Raw genomic sequence first — 25450 nt, forward strand, 5'->3', positions numbered from 1 at the left:
GATCGGCTATGCATGGTTCGGCAGGCCCCAGTGACATGCTCCGGCGGGCGCATGCTCCTGAAAAGAGACCGCCCGCTGCGGAAGAAAGCAGCCCGGGCGGTCAGGCACCACTGGAGAAACCTGTTCGATGCGTCCGTACTGCACATCTCCTTCGCGCCGTGAGCCCGTTGGCCCCGGCGCCTGAACACCGCACACGCCGCGGCGCTCGCGCGAGCGCTGCCGCGGCGACGTTGCGCGCCGCGTCAGTACTTACGCGACGGCAGAGTTTGCGCGGCCACGCTCATCGGGAAGACAGTCTCCTGAGTCAGGATGCGCTTCGGCAGCGGCTTGCCAGCCACGACGTCTTTCACCGCCGACATCAGCTGCGGTCCGAGCAGCGGGCTGCACTCGACGTCGACGTTCATCTTGCCGGCGGCCATCGCCTGGAAGCCGCCCTTGGTTGCGTCGAACGAAACCACCACGACGTCCTTGCCCGGATGCATGCCGGCTTCTTCCATCGCCTGGATCGCGCCGAGCGCCATGTCGTCGTTGTGAGCATAGACGACGTTGATCTTGTTGCCGTAGGTCTTGATGAACGCTTCCATCACCTGCTTGCCGCCGGCGAGCGTGAAGTCGCCGCTTTGCGACGCGATGATCTTGAACTTCGGATCGCTCTTGATCACTTCGATCAGACCCGCGTGGCGGTCGTTGGCCGGCGCGGAGCCGACCGTGCCTTGCAGCTCGGCGATGTTGACCGGACCTTTATCGTCCTTGTAGTGATCCGCGAGCCAGTGGCCGCCGCGCCGTCCTTCTTCGAGGAAGTCCGAGCCGATCATCGTCACGTACAGCGACGTGTCCTTCACGTCGATGTTGCGGTCGGTCAGGATCACCGGAATCTTCGCGGCCTTGGCTTCGAGCAGCACCGGCTCCCAGCCCGATTCGACGACCGGCGAAAACGCGATCACGTCGACCTTCTGCGCGATATACGAGCGGATCGCCTTGATCTGGTTTTCCTGCTTCTGCTGCGCGTCGGAGAATTTGAGGTTGATGCCGGCCTCCGTCGCCGCGGACTTCACCGATTCGGTATTCGCGGTGCGCCATGCGCTTTCCGCACCGACCTGCGCAAAGCCGAGCGTAATTTTCTTGTCCTCGGCATGCGCGCCGGGCGTGGCCAGCGTCAGCGCTCCGAGACTCGCGGAAAGCGCGAGCGCGCCCAGAGCGCGACACGCGGCACGTCGTGTATTCGCCATGACAGTCTCCAATCGTTGTTGTGTAGACGACCCAGCGGTCTGCCCGGCCCTCGCGGCCCTCACGGCGCATGGATCGTGATGTAGCGTACTGTGCGAGGCGTTAACCGTCCAATCATATGATTCGCGCCCTCGATATCAATTTTGGTATGGCGCGCCGGTCAGAGCATTGCCGCTCGCTGCCTCAGGTCGGCGTCACTCTCGGAGTGACCCAGCGAAACGTCAGATTGATGCGCTCGCCGCTCACGCGCGGCTCCTTCGGCACCCGATGACGCCACTGCGCCTGGGTGTCGCCCTTCATCACGAGCAGGCTGCCGCCCTTCAGCGAGAACGATTGCACGACGCCGCTGCGGTTGTGCCGCAGATCGAACCTGCGCGCGACGCCGAGGCTCACCGACGCGATCACCGGTTGCTTGCCGAGTTCGAGCTCGCGGTCCGCGTGCCAGCCCATGCTGTCGGCGCCGCTGCGGTAACGATTCAGCAGCACGCTGTTAAAACGCGCGCCGCTGGTCGCCTCGACGGCCGCCTTCAGTTCGGCGACGGCGGGCGTCCATGCTTGCGGCACGTTGCGGATGCCCGAGTACACGTACACCGCGTCCGGCTCGCCCTGCCAGGCGGTCAGACGCGGCAGTGCAACACGGCCGGCGGGCGTGCCCATCATGTCCTGGCGCCATTGCACTTCGTCGATCAGTCGGGCCAGCAGGCGTTCGGCGTCGGCCGCCGCGAGCCAGTCTGGATACCAGTCGACGTCGGGCGTCGGCAGGTCGTTGAATAAATCGGTGCTCATCGGAATGTCTGGATGCAAGCGGACAAGTCAAAACCTTGACTATTATGGCGACACCGGCTCACCCGCTGATTCACGCGCGTTGCTCTTTCATTCGACGCGGCTCTCCGCGTTCCCTCTGTTCTTTCGCACGGACTACTTCCATGACACTTTCCGATCAGGCGCTCGCGCAACTCTTTCGCGACGCGCGTACGCACAATGGCTGGCAGAACAAGCCGGTCGACGACGCCGTGCTGCGCGAACTGATGGAGCTCGTACTGCTCGGCCCGACCTCGGCCAATTCGAGTCCGGGCCGCTTCGTGTTCGTCAGGACGCCGGAGGGCAAGGAGAAACTGCGCCCGGCGTTGTCGGCTGGCAATCTCGAGAAGACGATGGCCGCGCCCGTCACGGTGATCGTCGCCATGGACATGGCCTTCTACCAGTATCTGCCGAAACTGTTTCCCCATGCGGACGCGCGCAGCTGGTTCGTCGGCAACGAGCGGTTGATTGCGGACACGGCGTTTCGCAATTCGACGCTGCAAGGCGGGTATCTGATTCTCGCGGCGCGTGCGCTCGGTCTCGACACTGGGCCGATGTCGGGCTTCGATCAGGCCAAGGTCGACGAAGCGTTTTTTGCGGGCACGACGCTGAAGTCGAACTTCCTGATCAATCTTGGCCACGGCGATCCGTCAAAGCTGTTTGCGCGCAGCCCGCGTTTTTCGTTCGACGAAGCGGCGCGCATAGTGTGACGGGGCGTTGATGATGGATGGCGCTGCGGGTGCGCGCCACGCGCTGGATCGGATCGCGTCAGGTCAGCACCGCGACATAAAAGACCACCGTGCCGATCAGCGCGCCGATGAAGCAGAAGCCCTCTTCGGCTTCGTCGCCATTCGAGCGCAGCCACGCGCCGACCGCACCGAACAGGCCCGCGATGCCGAGCGCGACGCACACCATCACGACGTCGAACAGCGCGCTTTTGCCGAGTTCGGAGAAATCGATGTTGCGTACGCCGACGTAAAGCGCAATCGCCATCAGCGAGATGCCGACGAGCGGCAGCATCACGTGGCTGCCCTCGTGCCCGACATGATGCTCATGATGCACATGATGCACGTCGTGCGCGTGATGCCACAGGTGGCCCGATTTGAGCAGCTTCATGGTGTGCCTCCCCCGCCCGATCTTTCCCGGCGACAGAACCAGTCATGGCCGAAGCGCCCTACGCTGCCCCGACAACAAGCTGGCTTGTTTCAAGCATACTCCACGCATGAATACAATTCAAAGCCCATTTAATTCGCTTGCATAGGCATTGAATGCGTGGCGCGCGGCCCTGTAAGTATGTGCTGAGCAGGGAATGCGCCTGCCCCGGCGAACACCTTTGGTGGCTCGTCCCGGCGGCTTCGGGGCCGGCGTGTCCTGCGGTGCGGGAGCACGAATTTTGCGTGCTACGGCAAGGGGCTGAACATGTCGGTAGAATGATTCGCCGCGTTCCGTCAACCCGATCGCCGCCGCGCTATCGCTGCCCTTCGGCCCCTTCCCGCCCTGATCCTCTTTATGCGACGTTCATCGTTTCTTGTCCGTATCATCCTGATTGGCATCCTGCTGCATATCTACGTCGGCTTGCGCCTGATTCCCGACATGCCGATCACCGCGGCCGGCCGCGGGCTGTGCGCGCTGTGGCTCGTGCTGTCGATCTACCTGATCCCTGTCGGCATGATGGCGCGCGGCTTCAAGCGCCAGCCGCTCGGGGACCGGCTCGCGTGGGTTGGCCTGCTCGCGATGGGCTTCTTCTCGTCGCTGCTGGTACTGACGTTCGCGCGCGACCTGGTGCTGGCGTCGCTGCTGACGATCGACGCGATCTGGCCGAACACGCTCACGATCGCGCATTGGCGCACCGGCTCGGCGGCGGCGGTGCCGCTGCTCGCGCTGCTGTCGACGCTGATCGGCCTGTTCAACGCGCGCCGTCGCGCGCGCGTCGTCACGATCGACGTGCCGATCGACGATCTGCCTGCCGAGCTCGAAGGCTTCACGATCGTGCAGATCAGTGACATCCACGTCGGCCCGACGATCAAGGGCCGTTATGTCGATGCGATCGTCGACGCGGTGAACCGGCTCAAGCCGGATCTGATCGCGGTGACGGGCGACGTCGTCGACGGCAGCGTGCCGCAGCTGAGCCGGCATACGCAGCCGCTGTCGCGGCTCGCCGCGCGGCACGGTGCGTTTCTCGTGACCGGCAATCACGAGTACTACTCCGGAGCGAACTCGTGGATCGCCGAATTCCGCCGGCTCGGCTTGCGGGTGCTGCTGAACGAACACGTGATCGTCGACCATGACGGCGCGCGCGCCGTCATCGCCGGCGTCACCGATTACTCGGCGGGTCATCACGACCCCGCGCATCGCAGCGACCCGGTCGCGGCGCTCGCCGGCGCGCCTGGCGACGTGCTGATCAGGGTGCTGCTCGCGCATCAGCCGCGTTCGGCCGAAGCGGCCGCGGCGGCCGGCTTTACGCTGCAGTTGTCGGGTCACACGCACGGCGGTCAGTTCTTTCCGTGGAATTTCTTTGTGCGCCTGCAACAGCCGTTTACGGCAGGCCTCGCGCGCCTGAACGGACTCTGGGTTTATACGAGTCGCGGTACGGGCTATTGGGGTCCGCCGAAACGACTCGGCGCGCCTTCGGAAATCACGCGCTTGAGACTCGTGCCGGGCGAACCGGATTGAACTCAACATTCGCAGTCCGGAGCAATTAATTACGGCCTGTCTACGATACGGCTGTAGCAAACCCACATGCGCACTCTCCGCCGATCGCGGCTTGACTGAACTTTGCGCCGCCCTCTACAATCCGCGCAATTCTTTTAACCGGAATCACGATCTTGGACAGTAGCAGCTGTACCAGCCGAGTATCGATTTGCCCGCTCGCCTGAGCGGCAGGATTTCCGCGTCAGGTGTCCCTGTCGCCGTCCTGCCCTCGGGCTCGATGGCGCACGTCGCTCTCATTTCATTGTCATTCGCGTACTGTCGGTGAAGCGCAGCGTGGCTCGATGCCATGCCGATGCCGCACGCTTCCGGCCGCTGCACGCGTGTGCGCGCGTATTTCGTTCCACCCTCATGCGCTTACCGTGCACGAGGTAGACGACCTGACGTTCGCACGCGTAGGCTTCACCCCGCGGCAGCACGCACGCCAACCTTTCTGAACGATGACACTCGAATTCTTCCTGCGGCTTCTGACCGCTTTTGCTTGCGGCGTCGCGATTGGCCTCGAACGACAGATGCGCCAGCGCACTGCGGGCCTGCGCACGATCACGCTCGTGGCGAGCGGTGCGTGCCTGTTCGTCACGCTCGGCATGCTGACCGGCAACGGCGTCAGCGGCGTCACGCAGATTGCCGCCTATGTGGTGTCCGGCGTCAGCTTTCTTGGCGGCGGCGTCATCATGCGCGACAAAGGCTCGATCCAGGGGATCAACACCGCGGCGACGCTGTGGTGCTCGGCGGCCGTCGGCGTGTTGAGCGGCGCGGGACATTACGGACCGGCGCTCGCGGGCACCGCGGTCGTGCTGCTGGCCAACACCGCGCTGCGTGAAGTGAGCCGGATGATCAACTCGACGCCGGTTTCAAACGCCGACCTCGTACGCGAGTACGTGCTGACGATCGTCTGCCGCGAAGCCGACGAGATTAACATTCGCGCCGCGATTTCCAACTCGATGTACTCGGCGCCGCTGTCGTTCCAGAGCCTCACGAGCGAGGATGTCGAGGACGAACCGGCGCGCATTCGAGTGACGGCGACGCTGACGATGCATCCGAAGGATCAATCGAAGCTCGAACAGATGGCGAGCCGCCTGAGCATGGAAAAGAGCGTGTCCAGCGTCAGTTGGACCGCGCGGGAAGCGGAGCCGACGCCCGAGTGAAGCGCGGCGCGTAAGTCTCATTTGTTCGCGCGCATCGTCTACACTTAGCTGGCAGCAGATTCAGATAATGTTAATTCCGCGTCGTGAACGTGGACGGTCCCATAACCTTCGACTAAGCTCTGTCACCGTGAATTGTTCACACTCAACCAGGGAGTCTCGAATATGGAACACGGCATCATCGCATGGATCATCATCGGCGCGATTGCGGGCTGGCTCGCGGGTGTGCTGGTCAGGGGCGGCGGCTTCGGCCTGATCGTCGACATCATCGTCGGGATCATCGGCGCGTTCATCGGCGGGTGGCTCGCCGGCGTGCTGCATATCTCGCTTGGCGGCGGCTGGATCGGCTCGATCATCACCGCGTTGATCGGCGCGGTCATTCTGCTGTTTATTATCCGGCTCGTGCGACGAGGGTCCTGAGCACGCCATCCGACGTCATGAAGCGCCAGCGGGTTCGAATCGCTGGCGCTTTTTTATGGTCTGTTGCTTCTGCTTTTATCGCCGCGGTCGTGGCCGCCGCAGAATCAGGCCGGCAGCATCGACCCCGTATCGCGCAGCCGCGTATGCCATGCAAACGCCTGATCGAGGCAATGCGGCGTCTGCCCTCCCCAAAGCAACGCATCGCGGTAATAGTCGCGCAACAGCTCGCGATACCGCGGATGCACGCAATGCTCGATGATCAGCGTCGCACGTTCGCGCGGCGCTAGGCCGCGCAGATCGGCGAGACCCTGCTCGGTGACGACGACGTCGACGTCGTGTTCGTTGTGATCGCAATGCGGCACCATCGGCACGATGCTCGAAATGCGGCCGTCCTTCGCGGTCGACTTGCTCGCGAACACCGCGCACGACGCATTGCGCGCAAAGTCGCCCGAACCGCCGATGCCGTTCATCATATGCGTGCCGCCGACATGCGTCGAATTGACGTTGCCGTAGATATCGAATTCGAGCGCGGTATTGAGCGCGATCAGACCGAGCCGCCGAATCACCTCGGGATGGTTGCTGACTTCCTGCGGACGCAGCAAGAGCCGGTCGCGATAGCACTCGATATCGCCGAATACCTGCGCCTGCCGCGCGGCCGACAACGTGATCGACGCGCCGGACGCGAACGCGACCTTACCGGCGTCCATCAGATCGAACGTCGAATCCTGAAGGACTTCCGAATAAATTTCGAACACCTCGAAAGGCGAATCGACGAATCCCGCCAGCACCGCGTTGGCGATCGTACCGATGCCTGCCTGCAGTGGCGGCAACTGCTTCGGCATGCGGCCACGCGTGACTTCGTGCTGGAAAAATTCGATCAAATGACCGGCGATCAACGCGGTTTCCCGATCCGCGGGCAAGACCGTGGACGGGCTGTCGGCCATGTCCGTGATCACGATCGCCGCGATTTTCTCGGGCGGAATCTTGATAGCGGGTGTGCCGACGCGATCCCGCGCGCGCACGATCGGCAGCGGCTCGCGATGCGGCCGGCGCCCCGGAATCCAGATGTCGTGCAAGCCTTCGAGCCCGAGCGGCTGCGCAAGATTGATCTCGACGATGACCTTGTCCGCGAGAATCGCGAAGCTCGCCGAATTCCCGACCGACGTCGTCGGCACGAGACCGCCGCTCTCCGTGATCGCGGCGGCTTCGATGATCGCGACATCGAGCTTGCCGAGCTGGTTTGCGCGCAGCATCTCGACGGTCTCGGACAGATGCTGATCGACGAACATCACTTCGCCGCGATTGATGGCGTCGCGCAGCGTCTTGTCTACCTGAAACGGCAGACGGCGCGCGAGCACATGCGCTTCGGTCAGCATGCGGTCAACGTCATGACCGAGCGAGGCGCCAGTCATCAACGTGATGCGCAGCGGCTCGCCCAGCCGGCGCGCACGCTCGGCGAGCGCGACCGGCACGGCCTTCGCGTCGCCCGCGCGCGTGAAGCCGCTTGTGCCAACCCGCATGCCGTCGTGAATCAGAAGCGCCGCGTCGGCTGCCGTGGTGATTTTTCCGCGCAGCGCGGCGCAGCGAATTCGGTCTTCGTACATGAAAGGGAGTCTCTCCATAGTCGCCAGCTCCGTCTACTGGTGCGCACGTCTGCGGTGTGCTTCGCTCAATAGACGGTTGCCGCACCCGCCGCGGCGTCTCGATCGGACGGCGTCGCGAGCAGGTGTTGGGTTGCGCGATAGGGTCCGCGACAGGTGTTGCGCGTGAGGCAGCCGGACTCAGCTGCCGAAGTAGATGTTGCAGAAGCTCATCGGGCCGACACACTCATCAGCTTTCGCTTTCGGCGCTTCCACATGCTTGCGCGGGGCAACGTTATCGGCGCGCTGGCCATCCGCTTGCGCAACCTGCTGCTCCGGCGCGGCCGGCGCCGTCTGTGCATAGGCGGCAGCAGCGGTGGACAAAGAACAGGCAATCAGGACCATCTTCAACACTTTCATCTCGTTCTCCAGGACTTACGACTACTGCGACGAATACTGCGAGGCAGTGACGAAACTATATGACCGCCACCTACGCGAATAAACGGGGCCGCCCGGAAGGGATCTTTCCATCTGGCAGAAAGATCCACGCAGCATTGCTCAGCGACGATTGAAGGGCGCGTCCTTGTCGAGCAACGCGCTACGAATGAAGTGCAGACAGCTCAAGATACGTTGCAGATCGTGATGCCGGTCGCGCTCGGCGTGCACTGCCTGCAGCATGTCTTGCGCGAGCCAGGTGGCCGAGCGCACGGCGACGAGTGCGCGTTCGAGCGAACGTGGACCTGGGCGTTGGAAGAGCCGGGCGAGATCGTCGCACGTGTGTTCGATCACGCCGCGCCAACGCGGCTGAAGCATGTCGGCATGATCGGCGCGTGCGGTTTCGTTGCGCAGATCGATGACGGCGTGACCTACTTCGATCGTCGCGAGCATCCAGCGAAGTGCGTCGCGCCGTCGTCGTGAACGGTGCGTCAACAGCACGCGCAGTTGCGAAGTCAGATCATGCGTGCCCGCCTGGAAACGTAGGTTCAGACCCGGCAGCGCGTCCTTGCATGCCGACACCGTTTGCGCTCGCAGGTCGCCCTTGATCCGGTCGATGAGCCAGCGCATATCGGCGGGAAAGACCACCGCGAAAACAACGGCTGCGAGCAGCATCGACGCGCTCAGCGCGATGCCGTTGTTGATCAGCAGATCGGGCACGTAGCCGACGACGTTGTCCGGCCCGGCCAGCAGACAGAAGAACACCGAAAAGCCGATGCCAAGCCCCGCCGCGCCGCGACGGGTCGCAATGAATGCGCCGAGCGCGAGCACCGGCGCGAGTACCGCGCAAAGCAGCGGGAAACCATCGATGTTCGGATACACGTAGCACATGAACACATAGCCGGCCAGCGTCGCGAGCACCGCGCCGATCGCCATCTGAATGGCCATTCTGGTGGCGCCTGGCGCAGTGGACGTCAACGCACAGGCCAGCGTCGCGCCAATCACGGCGAGGCCGCCGCTCGGCCAGTTGGTCGCGATCCAGAACGCACCGGCGATTCCGATGACGACAGCCGAGCGCAGGAACGTGAACAGTACGACGAAGTGGTTTGTGCGGCTTATAGGTCTGCTTGCGCGGTGGCTCTTAGTTGGGCTTGAGCTGCATCGTAGGCGGTGCTCCCGGCTTGCTGTTTTTCGCCACAAGCATGCATAGGTTAGCGAATAGTTTATCCATTCGCCCACGAATCGATACAGCAATTCGGCTGCCGAGTCGAAGTCCGCAAGCGATTCCGCGGACGCGGCTTCGAGCGGCCGCCTGGTTTCGCGTACCCGGCGTGGCAAGCTCGCTCGAAAGTGGCGCAGGTCGGCTGCTGCGCGCGATGCTTCGACGCCGGCTTCAGCTTGTGCTTCGAACAAGGCTCGCAGTTCGTCGAGGTACGGACCGACGGCCGCGAGTATCGACACAGCGCGGCTGGCGCGCAACCGTTTGAGCAACTGATTCAGCGCATGCAGACGCGCGCACGCATCCATGAATTCGCGGTTCAGACGTGCCAGATGCGCACTGCGCGAGCGCATCGCCGGATCTTCGAATGCGACGAACGTGCGGGTTGCTTCGAAGCCAGCGATTTCGTCGACGAAATCCGCGAAACGCCGTTCGAACTGATTGCGCTCGAGCCCGCGTGCGAGCACGTCGACAGCAAACGCAGTAAAATTCGCGTACCTGAGCTGAAGGTTACGTCGCAGCGCAAGGATCGAGCGCTGGGGCAGCAGCAACGCGCTGACCGCGCTCGAACACACGATGCCGACCGCCACTTCCGCCGCACGCGTGAGTGCGGCGAGGAACAGTCCCTGAGGCGTCGTCACATTTGGAATGCCGATCAGCGCGGCGGTGTAACCCGCGAGCACAAAACCGTACCATCTGAAATGCCGATACCGGACCGCCGCAGAAATACAGGCGCTCACCCACACGATCATGCCGAGCATGTACAGTTCGGGCTGCTGAGCGAACAGCCCGCCGAGCAAGAGCGCGGCCACGGTCCCTACTGCCGTTCCGAGAATCCGGTAGAAGCTCTTCGCGAGCACCATGCCGCTGAACGGTTGCATCAACACAAAGACAGTGGTCATCGCAATGCGCGGCTGCGGCAGATCGAGCAGCATCGCGATGCCCAGCGCCAGCAGACCGGCGGTGACCGTCTTCAGCAGATGCAGCCAGGTCAGGCCGTCGCTGCTAGCCCAGTCGCGCGCGGCGCGATTGAGTTTGGCTCGGCTGAGGCGTCGCCGCATGACGCCGCGCGGACCGAAGAGATCCGCCGACGGTTCGATCGCATGATCGGGTTTCATCTGGAAACAGTGCTCCCCACGTGGTCGCTGAGAGAGCCTCCGGACAGAATGGCTGACACCGGCAGGCGAGGCGCCGATTGTAGGAGTCCGCGATGTGTACATTAAGCCGACGGGTGCAGAACATCTGTTCCAGAACGGACAACAATAGAGTTCTGAGACTGACGGAAAATATGATCTTGATCATGAAACAGAAGGTTTGATGGACACGCTACAAAATATGCGAGTGTTTGTGCGCGTGGTTGAAGCCGGTAGCTTCACCGCGGCCGCGCAATCGCTCAATTCAACGACCGGCGCGATGTCTCGCGCGGTCTCGGAGCTCGAAGCACATCTGCGCACGCGCCTGCTGAATCGCTCGACACGTCGGCTTGCGCTGACCACTGCCGGCGAGCGCTATCTGAAGCGATCGCAGCAGATCCTCGCGGATGTCGATATTGCGGAAGAAGAAGCCAGTTGCGCACACGAGCGACCAACCGGCGCACTGCGCATGCATAGCTTTGCGAGCATCGGCCAGCACTACGTCCTGCCGGCCATTTCGCGTTACCGCGAGCTTTATCCTGATGTGACCGTCGAGTTGACGCTATCGCAGCGCATGCCCGATCTGTTCGAGGGCAGCGCCGACGTGGCCGTGATCGGCGCATCGACGCTGCCGAATTCGGACCTCGTATCGTTTCCGCTGGGGACGACGTTCAGCATCCTGTGCGCATCGCCGGCCTACGTGCAGGCGCACGGCGCGCCGCAAGAACCGGCTGACCTTGCGCATCACGAATGTCTGATCCTGCATACGCCGGCGTTCCCGCCACATGAATGGACGCTCGACGGCCCGAACGGCAGTGAGTTGATGGAAGTCGACGGCCCCGTGCATGTGAACATCGCGGAATCATTGATCGTGGCGATCCGCGAAGGCATGGGCATCGGCATGGTGCCGCTCTACGCGGCCATTTCCGGGTTGCGCGATGGCACGCTGGTGCGCGTGTTGCCAGAATATACGCTGCAGAAGACGACTGTTTATGCGCTCTATCCGTCGCGCAAATTCATCGATGCAAAGACGCGCACGTGGGTCGAGTTCTTGCGCTCGCATCTGCCAAAGGTGATTGCGCGCGACGAAGCATTGCTTGCTGAGGTCGGGCAACTGGGGGGCGGAGATGACCCAGTGCAGCTGGTTGGAGTCCCCCTGTAATTCGGGACACGCGGACACCGTTAGGTCAATGAAGTCGCGGCAGCACGTCTGAACACGCGGCGAGCGGTATTCCAGGGCTTTGAGCGGATGGCGCTCATTGTAGTGTTCAAATGCAAGAGCCTGGCGCGTCAGGCTTGTCCATACAGGCGGCGCAATTGTCGCTTCACGATCTCACGAACGATTAGATTGGCGCTCGCAGTCGCGCCTTCAACCGTGTCGCTGAACAACCAGCCGCGCCTCCCGATCACAAACGGACGGATCGAATTTGCACAGTCGCTATTCGATATGGGCCAGTCCACCATTCCCGACATAAACGATCAGCTTCGGCCACTGCTCGCGCAGGTTCCATTTCGCGCTCCCGCCTTGGCAACGAACAACTTTCCGATCAGCTTGATGAAGCGCGTCGCGAGCAGATCGGGCGGGTGCGCAGCTTTGGGCACATTTTCCTCTGCCTTGACGAAGTAGCGCCGGCAGTGAACCCGGCATCCAAGGTGCACGAGCTGGTATCGCTCGGCGGATACCGTTATAGGGTCCATAGCCATCGGTCATCAGGACAGCGCCCTTACGGATGCCCGTGAACAGTTTGTCTACCAACTGCGCGCCGCATCCAGGCGTATAGGTGAAGCCACGGATCGGATTCCCCGCATCCGTCATCTGCGACCAGAGATAGCTCTTCGTCTGAGGCTTGCGGCCCTTCTCCTTCAGGACCTGGAACGTCGTCTCGTCGCAGTAGATCAGCTCCGCATCGAGCAGTGCATCGCGCATCAGGTTGATCACAGGTTGCGTCGCGAGTCCGACACGGACGATGCTCGCGGCGATGGTGTTCGACGAGATGTCACCGCCGAAGCGTCGCAGCAGGCCGGCCTGACGGTAGAGTGGCATCCCGAACTGATACTTGCTGGCAGCGATCCACGCAAGCGCCGATTCGCTCAGGAGTCCGCGCGGGATGATGCGCGGCTGCGCTGGCGTGACCTTGATGCCAGGATCTCAGCACGGGCAGGCATACTTGACGCGCTGGTGCTGGATGACGCGGAGTTGTTTTGGAATCACGTCGAGCTGCTCGCTGGTTTCAACTCCGATCTCTACAAGCGCGTGAGCGTCGTTGGCGCAGAAACGATCGGCTGCGGGCAGTTCGTGCCGCACGACATCGCGCGGCAGACTCGGATCGAGCGGCTTGCGGTGGCCGCGCTTCTTGCGCATGTGCGCGCCAACCGTCGTTTCCGGTGTGTCTTCCCGCGCGGGCGTGGCGTTCGCACCGAGCGCTTCGGCTTCGTTGAACAAGCCGAATTGATCAGAATCCCGCGCTTCGCACTCGGCACCGAACAGCTCACGGCGGTAGGCCCGTATGTGCTCCCCGGCGAGGTCACGCTCTGCTGTCACGAGTCGCAGCGTGCTGCGCAGCCCGTCACGTTCCCCCTGAAGCGCAGCGTGCTCCTCGCGCGTCGCCGGGAGTGCCTTGAACTCGTCGGCAGAGAGGGTGATGTTGATCGGCATGTCGCTTGGACCGGCACGCCAATGTCGTGTTCAACTCACACGGGCATAATGTCGTTTCGGATGGCGCCGAAGCGCGGCAACGTCAGCGCCCTTGAGTGGCCACTGCAACCGCTCTACGTCCAGCGTGACGACCCCGGTGCTACCTTCGGGCCAGACTCCTTCTCTTCGAGTCTCCTGAGCAATAGCCAGGACCCGTTGTGATCCCAGCCCAAGATCCTGATACGATCACATCGCCGATTCGTGAACACGTAGAGCGACGAATCCATGGGGTTGAGGCCCATCGCCTGCTCCACGAGAATCGACAGGCTGTTCATTCCGCATCGGAAATCGACGGGATCGCGGTGCAGATAGACGTTCAGACCTTCGTCAAACCGGAACACGGCAGCCTCCCCAGCACCTGGATGATCGTCGTGATCTCTTCGACTCCAGCCTCGCCGAAGTTGAGTTCGACACCGTTAGGTAACCGAACATGCAGCGCGAGCGTCATCGATGGAACCCCCCGGCGGTCGGTCAAACTCCCCCGGGTATGGTCACTTCAAACTCCCCCACCTGACGACCGTCGGCTGAGCCACTAAAGCTGCCGGGAGAGGTGTTGCAGGACGTCTATCTTCGTCTCCTTTGAACAAGAAGGAGTTCAGGGAGTGAATTGAAATGAACGCGCCCCACCTGTAAACGCCAGCAAGGATCGTGGATCCCACAGACGAACGACATCGATGCACGAAGGTGCAAAATGCACGAATTCCCGATAACCGGAGGATCCAGAGATGAACTCTACGGCGGTGGGCGTTGATATTGCGAAGACGGTGTTTCAGGTGCACTACATCGACCAGGAAACTGGCGAGATCGTGAACAAACAGATCAAGCGGGCAAAGTTTCTCGAGTTCTTCGCGAACCGGGCTCCCTGTCTCGTCGGTATGGAAGCGTGTGGCGGGGCGCACCACTGGGCTCGGCAGCTCACGAAGATGGGCCATCAGGTGAAGCTGATGCCTGCCGAATTCGTCAAGGCCTTCAACATTCGCAACAAAAACGATGCGGCAGATGCGCAGGCGATCTGGCGGGCGGTGCAACAGCCCAGCAAACCGGTGGCGGTCAAAACAGAAATGCAGCAGGCTGTGCTGGCGCTGCACCGGATGCGCGAGCAGCTGGTGAAGTTTCGTACGATGCAGATCAACGCATTGCGCGGTCTGCTGACTGAATACGGCGAGGTGATGGGTAAAGGACGGACTGCGCTGGATAAGGCGATTCCTGAAGTGCTCGCCAGGGTGGCCGAACGGCTGCCGGCCGTGCTCATCGACACGATGCGCGAACAGTGGAACGGCCTGACGGCACTGGATGAGCAGATTGCCGGGATCGAACGGCGCATGCGCGAGTGGAAGAAGGATGATCCGGCTGTCAAGGCGATCAGCGAGATTCCCGGCGTTGGACTGCTGACGGCGACGGCGGCAGTCGCAATGATGGGTGATCCCAAGGCCTTCCGGTCAGGCCGAGAGTTTGCCGCATGGGCTGGACTCGTGCCGCGGCAGACGGGCTCGGGCGGCAAGATAAACCTGCATGGCATCAGCAAGATGGGCGACACCTATCTGCGCAAGTTGCTGATTCACGGCGCCCGCAGCGTGCTCACTCATGCGAAGGAAACAGGGCCGTGGATCGACCAGATCAGCAAACGCCGACCGCCGAATGTGGTGACCGTTGCGCTAGCCAACAAGATGGCACGCACGATCTGGGCGTTACTGGCCCATAACAGGCCTTACCAGAAAGACCACTTGAGCGTGAAGCCGGCGTAAGCCACTGCTGTCATGCAGAAAATCAACGTTCAATGCAGTACGAGCTTCGAAGGTTGCGCAGGCAATCGTATGTGATGACACACAGGTAGGACCGTGACCCGCCAAGCCTGAAAGACGTGAAGAGCCTTGAGCTCGCGGAGTGAATGAGGCGCGGGTCAGCGGATTTCATAGTGGGCCGCAGCGTAGCAGCTGCAATAAGCCCGGATATAGAGCTGCAACCGACCCTGTCATGTCAGAACACACGAGCGCTTGCTCAAACGGGGCGCGTTCATATAGAACGTCTTGAAGCCGCACCTGCAAAGCACCGTATTCACACTACTAGAGCGTAACAAGATCCAGCGGCTCACGGGCATCGACCGCAAGACGATCCGTCGCTATCAGGCGATCTTCGAGTCCGAGAAGTCCGCTGCAGCAAACTACCCCACGGCGACCACCGGCTCTGAAACCGCTGAACCGCAAACTCCCCCACCGTCGCGACCACCGGCAACCGCCGATTCCAGCGCGGCCACAACGTTCAATTTCGCCCGCTCGGCAAGCGCACCGCATCGCGAATGGATCGAGCAGCAGGTCCGCCTGAGGCGAAACGCGCAGGCGATCTATCAGGATCTGGCCGATCAGTTCGCATTCACCGCGAGCTACGAGAGCGTCAAGCGTTTCGTGCGCGCCTTGCGCCACATTGATCCCGAGCAGTTCGATCGTCTCGCGTTCGCCCCCGGCGAAGAAGCCCAAGTCGACTATGGCGAAGGCGCACTGACCCGCGATCCGAAGACCGGCCGCTACCGACGCCCGCGGTTGTTCGTGATGACCCTGCGGTATTCGCGGCGCAGTTTCCGGCGCGTGGTCTGGAAGTCCAGCAAGCAGGTCTGGGCCCAGCTTCACGAAGAAGCCTTCCGCTACTTCGGCGGCGCTGTCAGTTATGTCGTCCTGGACAATCTCCGGGAGGGCGTCATCACGCCCGATCTGTACGAACCCGAGATCAACCGGCTCTATGAGGCGATGCTCGAGCATTACGGCGTCGTCGCCGACCCTGCCCGAGTGCGCGACCCGAATCGAAAGGGGACCGTCGAGAACGCGATTCAACATACGCAGGGCACCGCGCTCGCCGGCCGCCGTTTCGAGTCGCTCGAAGCCCAGAACGAATTCCTGATGCACTGGGAGGCGAACTGGGCGGCCAAACGCATTCATGGCAGCACCCGGCGTCAGGTCGAGGCCATGTTCCAGGAGGAGAGGCCGCATCTGCGGGCGTTGCCGACCACCGGCTTTCGCTACTTCATGGAGGTCGTGCGTACCGTCTGGGACGACACCACTGTCAACATCGATCGCAGCAACTATGCGGCACGACCCGCACCGATCGGTAGTCTCGTTTCAGTGCGGATCTACGATTCCACCATCGAGATTCGCGATCGCCGTACGCAGGCCTTGCTGCGCACCCATCCTCGCGCCCTGCAGGCCGGTTCGCTTGAACTGCCCGAAGACGAACGCCCGTTCAATCCGTCCCGCCAGAGCGCCTTCCTGCTCGCGAGCGCTGGCGACATCGGGCCGCAAACAAAGGCGCTTTGCCAACACATGTTCGACAGCGAAGGTCGCGTCGGCCATCGCGCCATGTGGGGCATCGTCGGTCTGGCGAAGAAGTATCCAGCCCGGCTCGTTGAACAGGCCTGCGACCACGCACTACGTCATCACGTCTACCGGTACAAACAGGTGCGCGCGATCGTCGATCAGCTGTTCGAACAGGCACTCGAGCGTCTCGATCAGGCACCGCAACTCGAACTGCCTCTCACGCAGGACCACCCGCTGATCCGTCCTGCCGCCGAATACGGCGAACTCTTTACCCTCGGTGCGCAACACGGCGCCGAACCTCAACCTCCGACGGGAGAAACGCAGGCATGACCATGACATTACCGGAAATCGAACGGGCCCTCGGACAGCTCCGCCTGTCTGGTGTGCGCGACACACTCGAAACGCGCGTGCTGCAGGCCCAGGGCTCCCAGCAGCCGTTCCTTGAAACCTTCGCACTGATCCTGCAGGACGAACTGGATCGCCGCCAGTCCCGGCTCATCGAACGCCGCTACAAGCTCTCCGGCCTCGAAGACAAACTCACGCTCGCCGAATTCGACTGGGGCTTCAATCCCAAAGTGCCTCGCCAGACCTGCTTCCAGCTACACACGCTGAAGTTCATCGCGGCCGGCGACAGCGCGCTGATCATCGGCAAACCTGGCACCGGCAAATCGCACCTTGCGAAGGCTGTCGCTTACCAAGCCGTCCTGCAAGGCCACAAGGTGCAGTATCTTGAGACCGACGACTTCTTTAACCGTTACGCGCTGAGCCCGACTGCCCAGCGCGAAGCCCGGCTGCGGGCTATCCTCGAGAGCGATCTGCTTGTGCTGGACGATCTGTTTCTGTCGCGCACGATCCCCGATGCCGCGGGCGCGCTGCTGCAAACCCTGATCCATCAACGCTACAAACTGCATCGCAGCGTTGTCGTCACATCCAACCGCGTTGTGCAGGATTGGGGCGCATACCTGGGCGACTACACGATGAGCACCACGATCCTCGACCGGCTCATGCATCACTGCCATCTGCTCGAGTTCGATGGTCGCAGCTATCGCCTTAAAGAGGCCGCTGAAACGCTTGCGAGAAAAACGAAAACCAGCTAAATAAACCCTTAGTCCTGCTGCACAGGGTGGGGGAATTTGCGCGACCATAAGTGGGGGAGTTTCAACTGACCGTCCGGGATGGAATAGACGGTGTCGACGGCGACACCGGGTAAGGGTCCGGTGAAGTCACGTTGAGGTCAGTGGTGTGCCATAGCAGCATCGTGTCCATCAAAAAATGAACCGACCCCGGAATGTTGGACACGTGTACACAATGGCGGACAACGATCGGGTTGATGATGGAGGGGTGCCGGCAATAGAGCGTCGCAAACACAGCCGGGAATTCAAGGAGATGGCGGTACGGGCGGCAATGCAGCCGCACGTGTCGTTCGCGGCGGTGGCGCTGCATTACCGCCTGAACGCAAACCTGCTGCGCCGGTGGGTGGTGGCAGCGCGAGAGCGTGCGAGCGGCCAGCCGGCGCCGGACGAAGCGCAGCCGCCACCTGCGGCGGCATTCGTGCCACTACAACTGCAAGCGCCAGCTGTTCCGACTGATCGAGGCGAGATCCGCATCGAGATTCGCCGCGCTGCTGCCACGATTACGCTCTACTGGCCGCTGGCGGCGGCCGATGAATGCGCGGCATGGCTACAGGGGTGGTTGCGATGATCCGCATTGACGCGATCTGGCTGGCGACCGAGCCCGTGGACATGCGCGCGGGCGCCGATACGCTGCTTGCGCGTGTGGTCAAGATATTCGGCGCGGCGCGCCCCCACCATGCCTATCTGTTTGCCAACCGGCATTCGACGCGAATGAAGGTGCTGGCCTACGATGAACTGGGGATCTCGCTGGCCACCCGGCGCCTGAATCGCGGGCGATTCATCTGAAGCTACGGCGAGCAGTCCGTTTCACTGCCACTCAATGACGAACAGTTACGGGCACTGGTGACGGGACTGCCGTGACGCACGCTGGCCAACGATCACGCGATTACCGTGATGTGAGGCCGACGCGGACGAAAACAGCTTTGCTTTGTGATGCGTTGCGTGTCTGGCAGACTTGGTGTCATGGACCTGCCCGTCGGCCTCGCCATACCACGCTCAGCGCCGACCCGCTTCGCGCACTGGCTGCGCATCTGGCTGTTCAGCTCGCGGACAAGGAACACGAAGTTGGTGAGAAGGAACGGGAGTTGCGGGATCGGCAAACCCGCATCGACCAGCTCACACATGAGCTCTCAGTCATCAAACGGCAACAGTTTGGCAAGCGCAGCAAGCAGCTCAATACAGAACAGATGAGCCTGCTTGACGAGGCGAGCGATACGGATCTGGCCGCGATCGAAGCCGAGCTCGAGCAGCTTCAGCCGGATACGCCCGAGCGCAAATCACGACAGCAACGTCTCCGACGCGCGCCGTTGCCCGCGCATCTGCCACGAACCGACATTCATCACGATCCGGATGCCACGACGTGCCAATGCGGCTGCGAGCTTGAGCGCGTTCGCGAAGACATCAGCGAGAAGCTTGACTACATGCCGGGCGTGTTCACGGTCGAGCGGCATATCCGCGGCAAGTGGGTGTGCCGTCAATGCGAGACGCTGACACAGGAGCCCGTGCCCGTGCCCGCGCACGTCATCGACAAGGGCATTCCCACTGCCGCGCTGCTCGCTTTGGTGCTGGTATCGAAGTTCGCCGATCATCTGCCGCTGTAGCGGATTGAGCGCATGTGCGCACGCGCGTCGCGCGTTCTTCGAGCTGCATGCAAACTATCAAAGCGAGATCGGCGGGCAATCGTTGAAATACTTTGGCGCCCTGTGAAGTCGAACGTGAAGCAGCAGTGCTAGATTCCGATGCACGCCGTGCACTGCGGCAGGCCCATTCTCGACCGGTCATGGATGCGCTGCACGTGTGGATGAGTGCGCAGCGGCGTCTGGTTCCAGAAGGTTCAGGAATCGCGAAAGCCATCGACTACAGCCTCAATCGCTGGGAGGCGCTCACGTGCTACATCGACGATGGAGATGTGCCAATGTGCAATAACTGGGTGGAAAATCAGATCTGGCCCTGGGCAACTGGGAGAAAAAACTGGTTGTTCGCGGGCTCACTTCGTGCCGGCAAACGTGCCGCTGCCATCATGAGCCTGATCCGGTCGGCGCAACTGAACGGGCATGAACCGCTCACCTATCTGAAGGACGTGCTCACGCGCCTGCCAACACATCGCGCTGCTGATATTGAACAGTTACTCCCTCACCGCTGGACTCCCGCGTTGCCTGATCGCAGCAGCTAGCCAGCTCGCTCCCGGGCCTTCACCGGGGTAAGCACCTCGCGACGGCCGTCCGCAACGCGGCGCCCGCGTGAGGCATGATCGGGAATCGGGTTACGTGTCAGCAGACGCCGATGGGCCAGACTGCCGAGGCAGCTTCGTGGCCACGTTCCAGGGCAACAGTTCGTCGATGCGGTTAATGGGATGGTCAGCGATATGGGTCAGGACGTATTCGAGGTAGGCGCGCGGGTTGATCCCGTTGAGCTTGCATGTGCCGATCAGACCGTACATCGCGGCTGCCCGCTCGCCTCCGCTGTCGGAGCCGGCGAACAGGAAGTTCTTGCGGCCCAGACTCACACAGCGCAGCGCGTTTTCGGCCAGGGCGTTGCTGATCTCAGCACGACCCTCTTCGCAGTACAGCGCGAGCGCGTCCCACTGGTTGAGCGAGTAACGGATCGCTTTGGCCAGTTCGGATTTCTTCGACAGCGTTGCGAGCTTGTCCGTCATCCACGTCCTGATGGTCGCGAGCAGCGGCACGCTTTTCTCCTGCCGCACGCACAGCCGTTCAGCAGCGGGTTTGCCACGGATGTCCGCCTCGATGCCGTAAAGTCCACCGATCAGTTCGAGCACCTCTCGGGTCGCCTCGGTAGGCGTTCGGGCATGCACGTCGTAGAGGTACCGTCTCGCGTGGTCCCAGCATGCAGCTTCACGGATCTTGCCGCTCTCGTACAGTTCGTTGAAGCCACTGTAGGCGTCGGCTTGCAGGATGCCCTCGAATCCAGCGAGATGGGTCTGGGGGTGGATGCCTTTGCGGTCGGGCGAGTAAGCAAACCACACCGCGGCCGGTTCGGTCGAGCCCGAACGGGTGTCATCGCGCACATACACCCACAGTCGCCCGGTCCTTGTCTTCTTCTTGCCCGGTTCGAGCACCGGGATCGGCGTGTCATCCGCGTGCAGCTTCGACGGTGCCATCGTGTGGCGGCGCAGCGCCTCGGTCAGCGGCACGCAAAGGGCCTCGCACTGGCCGACCCAGCGTCCCATGCTGGCCGGATCCAGCTTCACGCCGTCGCGCGCGGCAATCTGCGACTGCCGGTACAACGGCGCGTGGTCAGCGTACTTCGAGACGAGGATGTCGGCCAGCAGGCTCGGATGGGCAATGCTGCGCGTGATCGGCAGGCCGGGCATGGACGGCTGCGAGAAGTGGTGGCCGCACGGACAGACCGTCTTGCGCCGGATCGTGCGGATCACCTTGAACATTGCCGCGACGCGGGCGAGCTGCTCGGACACGTCTTCTCCGAGCGGCTGCATGGCGCTGCCGCACTTCGGGCAGGTCGCGTCGGCGTCGAGTACGCGTTCTTCGCGTGGCAGATGCGGCGGCAGCGCTTCTTTCGGCGATGCGTCGCCCACAGGCGTGCTCGCGCTTGATTCGTGGGCGCGTCGCACATCAGCGACACCACGCTCACCGGTCAAGTCCTCGAGCGCGGTTTCGAGCCGCGCGACCTCCCGGTCCAACTGCTCGGACTTGCGTCCGAACTGCATGCGCTTGAGCTTGTCGATCTGCGCCTTGAGCTGCCCGATCTCCAGATCGCGTTCGGCAAGCTGGGCACGCGCCTCGACCAGCAAGGCCCGCAGGGTTGCAACATCGTCAGGAAGTTCGGCGCCGTTCGACATGCGGCGCAGTTTACGAGCCTTCCTCGCGGTTTACAATATCGACAGCGCAGCCGTACGACGCGGCTGCCGCCAATCGATGCCTTCGAGCAACATCGACAGTTGCGCCGCCGTCAGATGGACCTTGCCGCCATCGGCGTGTGGCCAGACGAAGCGACCACGCTCAAGCCGCTTCGCAAGAAGCCAGAGCCCGTCTTCGGTCGCCCACATGACCTTCACGAGATCGCCGCGCCGGCCCCGGAAGATGAACACGTTGCCACCCAGCGGATTGTCCTCGAGCGCCGTCTGCACCTTTGCCGCCAGCCCCTGGAACCCGCAGCGCATGTCGGTGACGCCTGCCACCAGCCAGACGCGTGTACCCGTGGGTAGAGAGATCACGATCGCACGCTCCCCAGGACGACGCGTAGCGTGTCGGCGTCGACAACGCCGTTGACCTTGACTACCACGTCACCGAACCGGATCTCGATCGTCCCGGCTCGTGCAGTCCGGTTGCAGACGTCCCTTGCATCTGGGGGCATCGCCACGCGCTGCGGCGGCGTCTCATGAACCACCGCCACTGGAATCAGGCACGTCGTTTCCGCCTGCAATTGCTCGCGATAGCGACGCCGCCAGGCAAACAGCATGTTTGCATTGATGCCATTGTCCCGCGCCAGCTTCGCGACCGACGCACCAGGCTCACATGCCGCGGCCGCAAGCCGGCGTCGAAACTCGCGATCATAATTCGGGCGTCCCTTGCGGCTACCCGGCCTGGCTTCCGACTCTGTCACAGTGATGTCCATCAAATCGAAAATGATGGGCACCACTTTGATGTCGGTTCTCGCCGCCGTCTACGACGGTCGTCGTGAGGTGCTTACCTTTTTGCCGTGGAATCGGCATTAACTTTGCCGTGGAATTCGTGTTCTTTTTGCCGTGGAATCCCTGTTCACTTTGGCGTGGAATATTCACGCCAGCTCGCTCCCGGGCCTTCACCGGGCGCTTACCTTACAATCATCTCTGTCGATGTTGCTGTTGATTTGGGCCGCGTAAACGCAAAAACCCCACCGCGGCGGGTGGGGTTTCTGACGTGGGGGGAGCCTGACGATTACCTACTTTCACACGGGCAATCCGCACTATCATCGGCGTGGAGTCGTTTCACGGTCCTGTTCGGGATGGGAAGGGGTGGGACCGACTCGCTATGGTCATCAGGCATGACGGGTTGCTGCGTCGCAGGGGGTTGGAGTCAACCGGTTGCGCCACAGCCAATCGGGAAGAAGCGTAAAGGATTCGTGTGGGGGGTTGTGTTGTTTCTGGCACAACACTGAATCCCAACCGTGCGTTTCTGTTAGCTCCCGCGGGAGTTCACACCAATCCCCTTCGGGGATCGGACCCGCGCAAGTGCTGAAGCACTAACGCGGGTCGAGACACACCTGTTATAGGATCAAGCCTTACGGGCAATTAGTATCAGTTAGCTCAGTACATTACTGTACGTGCACACCTGACCTATCAACGTCCTGGTCTTGAACGACCCTTCAAGGGGCTCGAAGCCCCGGGGATATCTCATCTTAAGGCGAGTTTCCCGCTTAGATGCTTTCAGCGGTTATCTCTTCCGAACATAGCTACCCGGCGATGCCACTGGCGTGACAACCGGTACACCAGAGGTTCGTCCACTCCGGTCCTCTCGTACTAGGAGCAGCCCCCTTCAAATATCCAGCGCCCACGGCAGATAGGGACCAAACTGTCTCACGACGTTTTAAACCCAGCTCACGTACCTCTTTAAATGGCGAACAGCCATACCCTTGGGACCGGCTACAGCCCCAGGATGAGATGAGCCGACATCGAGGTGCCAAACACCGCCGTCGATATGAACTCTTGGGCGGTATCAGCCTGTTATCCCCAGAGTACCTTTTATCCGTTGAGCGATGGCCCTTCCATACAGAACCACCGGATCACTATGACCTGCTTTCGCACCTGTTCGACTTGTCAGTCTCACAGTCAAGCACGCTTATGCCATTGCACTATCAGCACGATTTCCGACCGTACCTAGCGTACCTTCGTACTCCTCCGTTACACTTTGGGAGGAGACCGCCCCAGTCAAACTGCCTACCATGCACGGTCCCCGACCCGGATCACGGGCCAAGGTTAGAACCTCAAACAGATCAGGGTGGTATTTCAAGGACGGCTCCACGCAGACTGGCGTCCACGCTTCATAGCCTCCCACCTATCCTACACAGACCGGTTCAAAGTCCAATGCAAAGCTACAGTAAAGGTTCATGGGGTCTTTCCGTCTAGCCGCGGGGAGATTGCATCATCACAAACACTTCAACTTCGCTGAGTCTCGGGAGGAGACAGTGTGGCCATCGTTACGCCATTCGTGCAGGTCGGAACTTACCCGACAAGGAATTTCGCTACCTTAGGACCGTTATAGTTACGGCCGCCGTTTACCGGGACTTCAATCAGGAGCTTGCACCCCATCATTTAATCTTCCGGCACCGGGCAGGCGTCACACCCTATACGTCCACTTTCGTGTTTGCAGAGTGCTGTGTTTTTATTAAACAGTCGCAGCCACCAGTTTATTGCAACCCCTTCACCCTTCTGGCGCAGGCCAGTCAGGCTACCAGGGCGTACCTTATCCCGAAGTTACGGTACCAATTTGCCGAGTTCCTTCTCCCGAGTTCTCTCAAGCGCCTTAGAATACTCATCTCGCCCACCTGTGTCGGTTTGCGGTACGGTCACTGTGAAACTGAAGCTTAGAGGCTTTTCCTGGAACCCCTTCCAGTTGCTTCGCCACCGAAGTGGCTCGCCTCGCACCCTTGAATTACGCGCCCGGATTTGCCAAAGCGCCTTCTCCAATGCAAGGACCGGGACTTCCAACACCCGGACAACCTTCCGCGATCCGTCCCCCCATCGCATTTCACAATGGTGCAGAAATATTAATCTGCTTCCCATCAGCTACGCATTTCTGCCTCGCCTTAGGGGCCGACTCACCCTACGCCGATGAACGTTGCGTAGGAAACCTTGGGCTTACGGCGAGGGGGCCTTTCACCCCCTTTATCGCTACTCATGTCAGCATTCGCACTTCCGATACCTCCAGCACACTTTCCAGTGCACCTTCGCAGGCTTACGGAACGCTCTCCTACCATGCACATTACTGTGCATCCGCAGCTTCGGTATATGGCTTAGCCCCGTTACATCTTCCGCGCAGGACGACTCGATCAGTGAGCTATTACGCTTTCTTTAAAGGGTGGCTGCTTCTAAGCCAACCTCCTGACTGTTTTAGCCTTCCCACTTCGTTTCCCACTTAGCCATATTTGGGGACCTTAGCTGGCGGTCTGGGTTGTTTCCCTCTTGACACCGGACGTTAGCACCCGATGTCTGTCTCCCGTGATTGCACTCTTCGGTATTCGGAGTTTGCTATGGCGTAGTAATCCGCAATGGACCCCACAACCATGACAGTGCTCTACCCCCGAAGGTGATACACGAGGCACTACCTAAATAGTTTTCGGAGAGAACCAGCTATTTCCAGGTTTGTTTAGCCTTTCACCCCTATCCACAGCTCATCCCCTAACTTTTCAACGTTAGTGGGTTCGGTCCTCCAGCACGTGTTACCGTGCCTTCAACCTGGCCATGGATAGATCACCTGGTTTCGGGTCTACACCCAGCGACTGGACGCCCTGTTCGGACTCGCTTTCGCTACGCCTGCCCTAATCGGTTAAGCTCGCCACTGAATGTAAGTCGCTGACCCATTATACAAAAGGTACGCCGTCACCCCTTCGCAGAGGCTCCGACTGTTTGTATGCATGCGGTTTCAGGATCTGTTTCACTCCCCTCCCGGGGTTCTTTTCGCCTTTCCCT

20 protein-coding genes, 2 rRNA genes and 3 pseudogenes (1 of these 25 cut by a window edge) are annotated in these 25450 nt (G+C 61.5%); 11 read left to right on the forward strand and 14 right to left on the reverse strand.

Translation table 11 applies throughout. From position 1 onward, the window contains the following. Positions 1–242 precede the first annotated feature (242 nt). Positions 243–1229 carry an ABC transporter substrate-binding protein gene (locus OKW44_RS07290; RefSeq protein WP_018420769.1) on the reverse strand — a complete coding sequence of 329 codons (987 nt, stop codon included), beginning with the start codon at positions 1227–1229 and terminating at the stop codon, positions 243–245. 181 nt (positions 1230–1410) lie between these two features. Further along, positions 1411–2013, reverse strand: a complete 603-nt coding sequence (locus OKW44_RS07295; RefSeq protein ID WP_018420768.1) for an alpha-ketoglutarate-dependent dioxygenase AlkB family protein — start codon at positions 2011–2013, stop codon at positions 1411–1413. A gap of 140 nt (positions 2014–2153) precedes the next feature. Between OKW44_RS07295 and OKW44_RS07300 the strand changes: the two genes are divergently transcribed. After that, the gene (locus OKW44_RS07300; RefSeq protein ID WP_018420767.1) at positions 2154–2738 is read left to right on the forward strand and encodes a malonic semialdehyde reductase; all 585 of its coding nucleotides are present in this window, start codon (positions 2154–2156) and stop codon (positions 2736–2738) included. Between the two features lie 58 nt (positions 2739–2796). Here the strand turns inward: OKW44_RS07300 and OKW44_RS07305 are convergent, their stop codons facing one another. Continuing rightward, positions 2797–3144, reverse strand: a complete 348-nt coding sequence (locus OKW44_RS07305; protein WP_018420766.1) for a hypothetical protein — start codon at positions 3142–3144, stop codon at positions 2797–2799. Positions 3145–3537: 393 nt separating this feature from the next. Here OKW44_RS07305 and OKW44_RS07310 point away from each other — a divergent pair, with 393 nt between their 5' ends. The 3 genes from OKW44_RS07310 (at position 3538) to OKW44_RS07320 (ending at position 6302) form a co-directional block, all read left to right on the forward strand. Next, entirely contained in the window at positions 3538–4701 is a 1164-nt protein-coding gene (locus OKW44_RS07310) for a metallophosphoesterase (RefSeq protein WP_018420765.1), read from the forward strand. A 476-nt stretch (positions 4702–5177) separates the two neighbouring features. Beyond that, positions 5178–5885 (forward strand): MgtC/SapB family protein, encoded by a 708-nt coding sequence (locus tag OKW44_RS07315; RefSeq protein WP_018420764.1) that lies wholly within the window; start codon positions 5178–5180, stop codon positions 5883–5885. 162 nt (positions 5886–6047) lie between these two features. Continuing rightward, entirely contained in the window at positions 6048–6302 is a 255-nt protein-coding gene (locus tag OKW44_RS07320; RefSeq protein WP_018420763.1) for a GlsB/YeaQ/YmgE family stress response membrane protein, read from the forward strand. Positions 6303–6406: 104 nt separating this feature from the next. Here the strand turns inward: OKW44_RS07320 and scpC are convergent, their stop codons facing one another. The 3 genes from scpC to OKW44_RS07335 form a co-directional block, all read right to left on the reverse strand. Beyond that, complete coding sequence (gene scpC, locus OKW44_RS07325) at positions 6407–7906, reverse strand: succinyl-CoA:acetate CoA-transferase ScpC (RefSeq protein ID WP_018420762.1); 1500 nt, start codon at positions 7904–7906, stop codon at positions 6407–6409. 177 nt (positions 7907–8083) lie between these two features. Next, positions 8084–8302 (reverse strand): hypothetical protein, encoded by a 219-nt coding sequence (locus tag OKW44_RS07330; protein ID WP_018420761.1) that lies wholly within the window; start codon positions 8300–8302, stop codon positions 8084–8086. 138 nt (positions 8303–8440) lie between these two features. Continuing rightward, a complete protein-coding gene (locus OKW44_RS07335; protein WP_018420760.1) occupies positions 8441–10654 on the reverse strand; it encodes an FUSC family protein in 2214 nt (737 codons plus the stop codon). A 199-nt stretch (positions 10655–10853) separates the two neighbouring features. Between OKW44_RS07335 and OKW44_RS07340 the strand changes: the two genes are divergently transcribed. Then, positions 10854–11831 (forward strand): LysR family transcriptional regulator, encoded by a 978-nt coding sequence (locus OKW44_RS07340; RefSeq protein WP_018420759.1) that lies wholly within the window; start codon positions 10854–10856, stop codon positions 11829–11831. 188 nt (positions 11832–12019) lie between these two features. On the opposite strand, the pseudogene tnpC (OKW44_RS07345) reads toward OKW44_RS07340, so the two are convergent. From tnpC (OKW44_RS07345) to OKW44_RS07355, 3 genes and pseudogenes are all read right to left on the reverse strand, one after another. Next, a pseudogene (gene tnpC / locus OKW44_RS07345) lies at positions 12020–13325 on the reverse strand (IS66 family transposase); the annotation flags it as partial. Between the two features lie 113 nt (positions 13326–13438). Continuing rightward, positions 13439–13705, reverse strand: coding sequence for an IS66 family insertion sequence element accessory protein TnpB (gene tnpB, locus OKW44_RS07350; protein WP_162633968.1), 267 nt, complete (start codon positions 13703–13705; stop codon positions 13439–13441). Next, a pseudogene (locus tag OKW44_RS07355) lies at positions 13681–13812 on the reverse strand (transposase); the annotation flags it as partial. The gene tnpB (OKW44_RS07350) and the pseudogene OKW44_RS07355, both read right to left, overlap by 25 nt. A 277-nt stretch (positions 13813–14089) precedes the next feature. On the opposite strand from OKW44_RS07355, the gene OKW44_RS07360 reads away from it, so the two are divergent. The 6 genes and pseudogenes from OKW44_RS07360 to OKW44_RS07385 all read left to right on the forward strand — a co-directional run bounded on the left by OKW44_RS07360 (position 14090) and on the right by OKW44_RS07385 (position 19975). Beyond that, entirely contained in the window at positions 14090–15109 is a 1020-nt protein-coding gene (locus tag OKW44_RS07360; RefSeq protein WP_018420491.1) for an IS110 family RNA-guided transposase, read from the forward strand. Between the two features lie 282 nt (positions 15110–15391). Continuing rightward, positions 15392–16999 (forward strand): IS21 family transposase, encoded by a 1608-nt coding sequence (gene istA / locus OKW44_RS07365; protein WP_018420757.1) that lies wholly within the window; start codon positions 15392–15394, stop codon positions 16997–16999. Further along, positions 16996–17766, forward strand: a complete 771-nt coding sequence (gene istB, locus OKW44_RS07370; protein WP_018420756.1) for an IS21-like element helper ATPase IstB — start codon at positions 16996–16998, stop codon at positions 17764–17766. The genes istA and istB overlap by 4 nt, the downstream gene beginning before the upstream one ends. Positions 17767–17977: 211 nt before the next feature. Then, positions 17978–18370: a transposase gene (locus tag OKW44_RS07375; RefSeq protein ID WP_035470936.1), complete on the forward strand. Its 393-nt coding sequence runs from the start codon at positions 17978–17980 to the stop codon at positions 18368–18370. Beyond that, positions 18367–18588 carry an IS66 family insertion sequence element accessory protein TnpB gene (gene tnpB, locus OKW44_RS07380; RefSeq protein ID WP_018420754.1) on the forward strand — a complete coding sequence of 74 codons (222 nt, stop codon included), beginning with the start codon at positions 18367–18369 and terminating at the stop codon, positions 18586–18588. Before OKW44_RS07375 ends, tnpB (OKW44_RS07380) begins: the two co-directional genes overlap by 4 nt. 152 nt (positions 18589–18740) lie before the next feature. Next, positions 18741–19975 (forward strand): annotated as a pseudogene (locus tag OKW44_RS07385) (IS66 family transposase). A gap of 90 nt (positions 19976–20065) precedes the next feature. Here the strand turns inward: OKW44_RS07385 and tnpC (OKW44_RS07390) are convergent. From tnpC (OKW44_RS07390) to OKW44_RS07410, 5 genes are all read right to left on the reverse strand, one after another. After that, positions 20066–21622 (reverse strand): IS66 family transposase, encoded by a 1557-nt coding sequence (gene tnpC / locus OKW44_RS07390; RefSeq protein ID WP_280785286.1) that lies wholly within the window; start codon positions 21620–21622, stop codon positions 20066–20068. Between the two features lie 30 nt (positions 21623–21652). Next, positions 21653–21997, reverse strand: a complete 345-nt coding sequence (tnpB, locus tag OKW44_RS07395) for an IS66 family insertion sequence element accessory protein TnpB (RefSeq protein WP_280785287.1) — start codon at positions 21995–21997, stop codon at positions 21653–21655. After that, the gene (gene tnpA, locus OKW44_RS07400; protein WP_280783934.1) at positions 21994–22386 is read right to left on the reverse strand and encodes an IS66-like element accessory protein TnpA; all 393 of its coding nucleotides are present in this window, start codon (positions 22384–22386) and stop codon (positions 21994–21996) included. Before tnpA ends, tnpB (OKW44_RS07395) begins: the two co-directional genes overlap by 4 nt. Before the next feature lie 305 nt (positions 22387–22691). Next, a 5S ribosomal RNA gene (rrf, locus tag OKW44_RS07405) occupies positions 22692–22805 on the reverse strand. Positions 22806–23032: 227 nt separating this feature from the next. Beyond that, positions 23033–25450: ribosomal RNA gene (locus OKW44_RS07410) — 23S ribosomal RNA — on the reverse strand; it runs 464 nt beyond the window's last position.

Source organism: Paraburkholderia lebeckiae (assembly GCF_050436325.1).
Lineage (GTDB): Bacteria > Pseudomonadota > Gammaproteobacteria > Burkholderiales > Burkholderiaceae > Paraburkholderia > Paraburkholderia tuberum.

Coding starts and splice junctions, on each gene's coding strand:
- tnpC (WP_280785286.1), bottom strand. CDS start 21,622: ATGTCGAACGGCGCCGAACTTCCTGACGATGTTGCAACCCTGCGGGCC.
- OKW44_RS07295 (WP_018420768.1), bottom strand. CDS start 2,013: ATGAGCACCGATTTATTCAACGACCTGCCGACGCCCGACGTCGACTGG.
- OKW44_RS07335 (WP_018420760.1), bottom strand. CDS start 10,654: ATGAAACCCGATCATGCGATCGAACCGTCGGCGGATCTCTTCGGTCCG.
- scpC (WP_018420762.1), bottom strand. CDS start 7,906: ATGTACGAAGACCGAATTCGCTGCGCCGCGCTGCGCGGAAAAATCACC.
- OKW44_RS07375 (WP_035470936.1), top strand. CDS start 17,978: ATGGCGGACAACGATCGGGTTGATGATGGAGGGGTGCCGGCAATAGAG.
- OKW44_RS07290 (WP_018420769.1), bottom strand. CDS start 1,229: ATGGCGAATACACGACGTGCCGCGTGTCGCGCTCTGGGCGCGCTCGCG.
- tnpB (WP_018420754.1), top strand. CDS start 18,367: ATGATCCGCATTGACGCGATCTGGCTGGCGACCGAGCCCGTGGACATG.
- OKW44_RS07340 (WP_018420759.1), top strand. CDS start 10,854: ATGGACACGCTACAAAATATGCGAGTGTTTGTGCGCGTGGTTGAAGCC.
- OKW44_RS07305 (WP_018420766.1), bottom strand. CDS start 3,144: ATGAAGCTGCTCAAATCGGGCCACCTGTGGCATCACGCGCACGACGTG.
- OKW44_RS07330 (WP_018420761.1), bottom strand. CDS start 8,302: ATGAAAGTGTTGAAGATGGTCCTGATTGCCTGTTCTTTGTCCACCGCT.
- OKW44_RS07310 (WP_018420765.1), top strand. CDS start 3,538: ATGCGACGTTCATCGTTTCTTGTCCGTATCATCCTGATTGGCATCCTG.
- OKW44_RS07300 (WP_018420767.1), top strand. CDS start 2,154: ATGACACTTTCCGATCAGGCGCTCGCGCAACTCTTTCGCGACGCGCGT.
- OKW44_RS07360 (WP_018420491.1), top strand. CDS start 14,090: ATGAACTCTACGGCGGTGGGCGTTGATATTGCGAAGACGGTGTTTCAG.
- OKW44_RS07315 (WP_018420764.1), top strand. CDS start 5,178: ATGACACTCGAATTCTTCCTGCGGCTTCTGACCGCTTTTGCTTGCGGC.
- OKW44_RS07320 (WP_018420763.1), top strand. CDS start 6,048: ATGGAACACGGCATCATCGCATGGATCATCATCGGCGCGATTGCGGGC.
- istB (WP_018420756.1), top strand. CDS start 16,996: ATGACCATGACATTACCGGAAATCGAACGGGCCCTCGGACAGCTCCGC.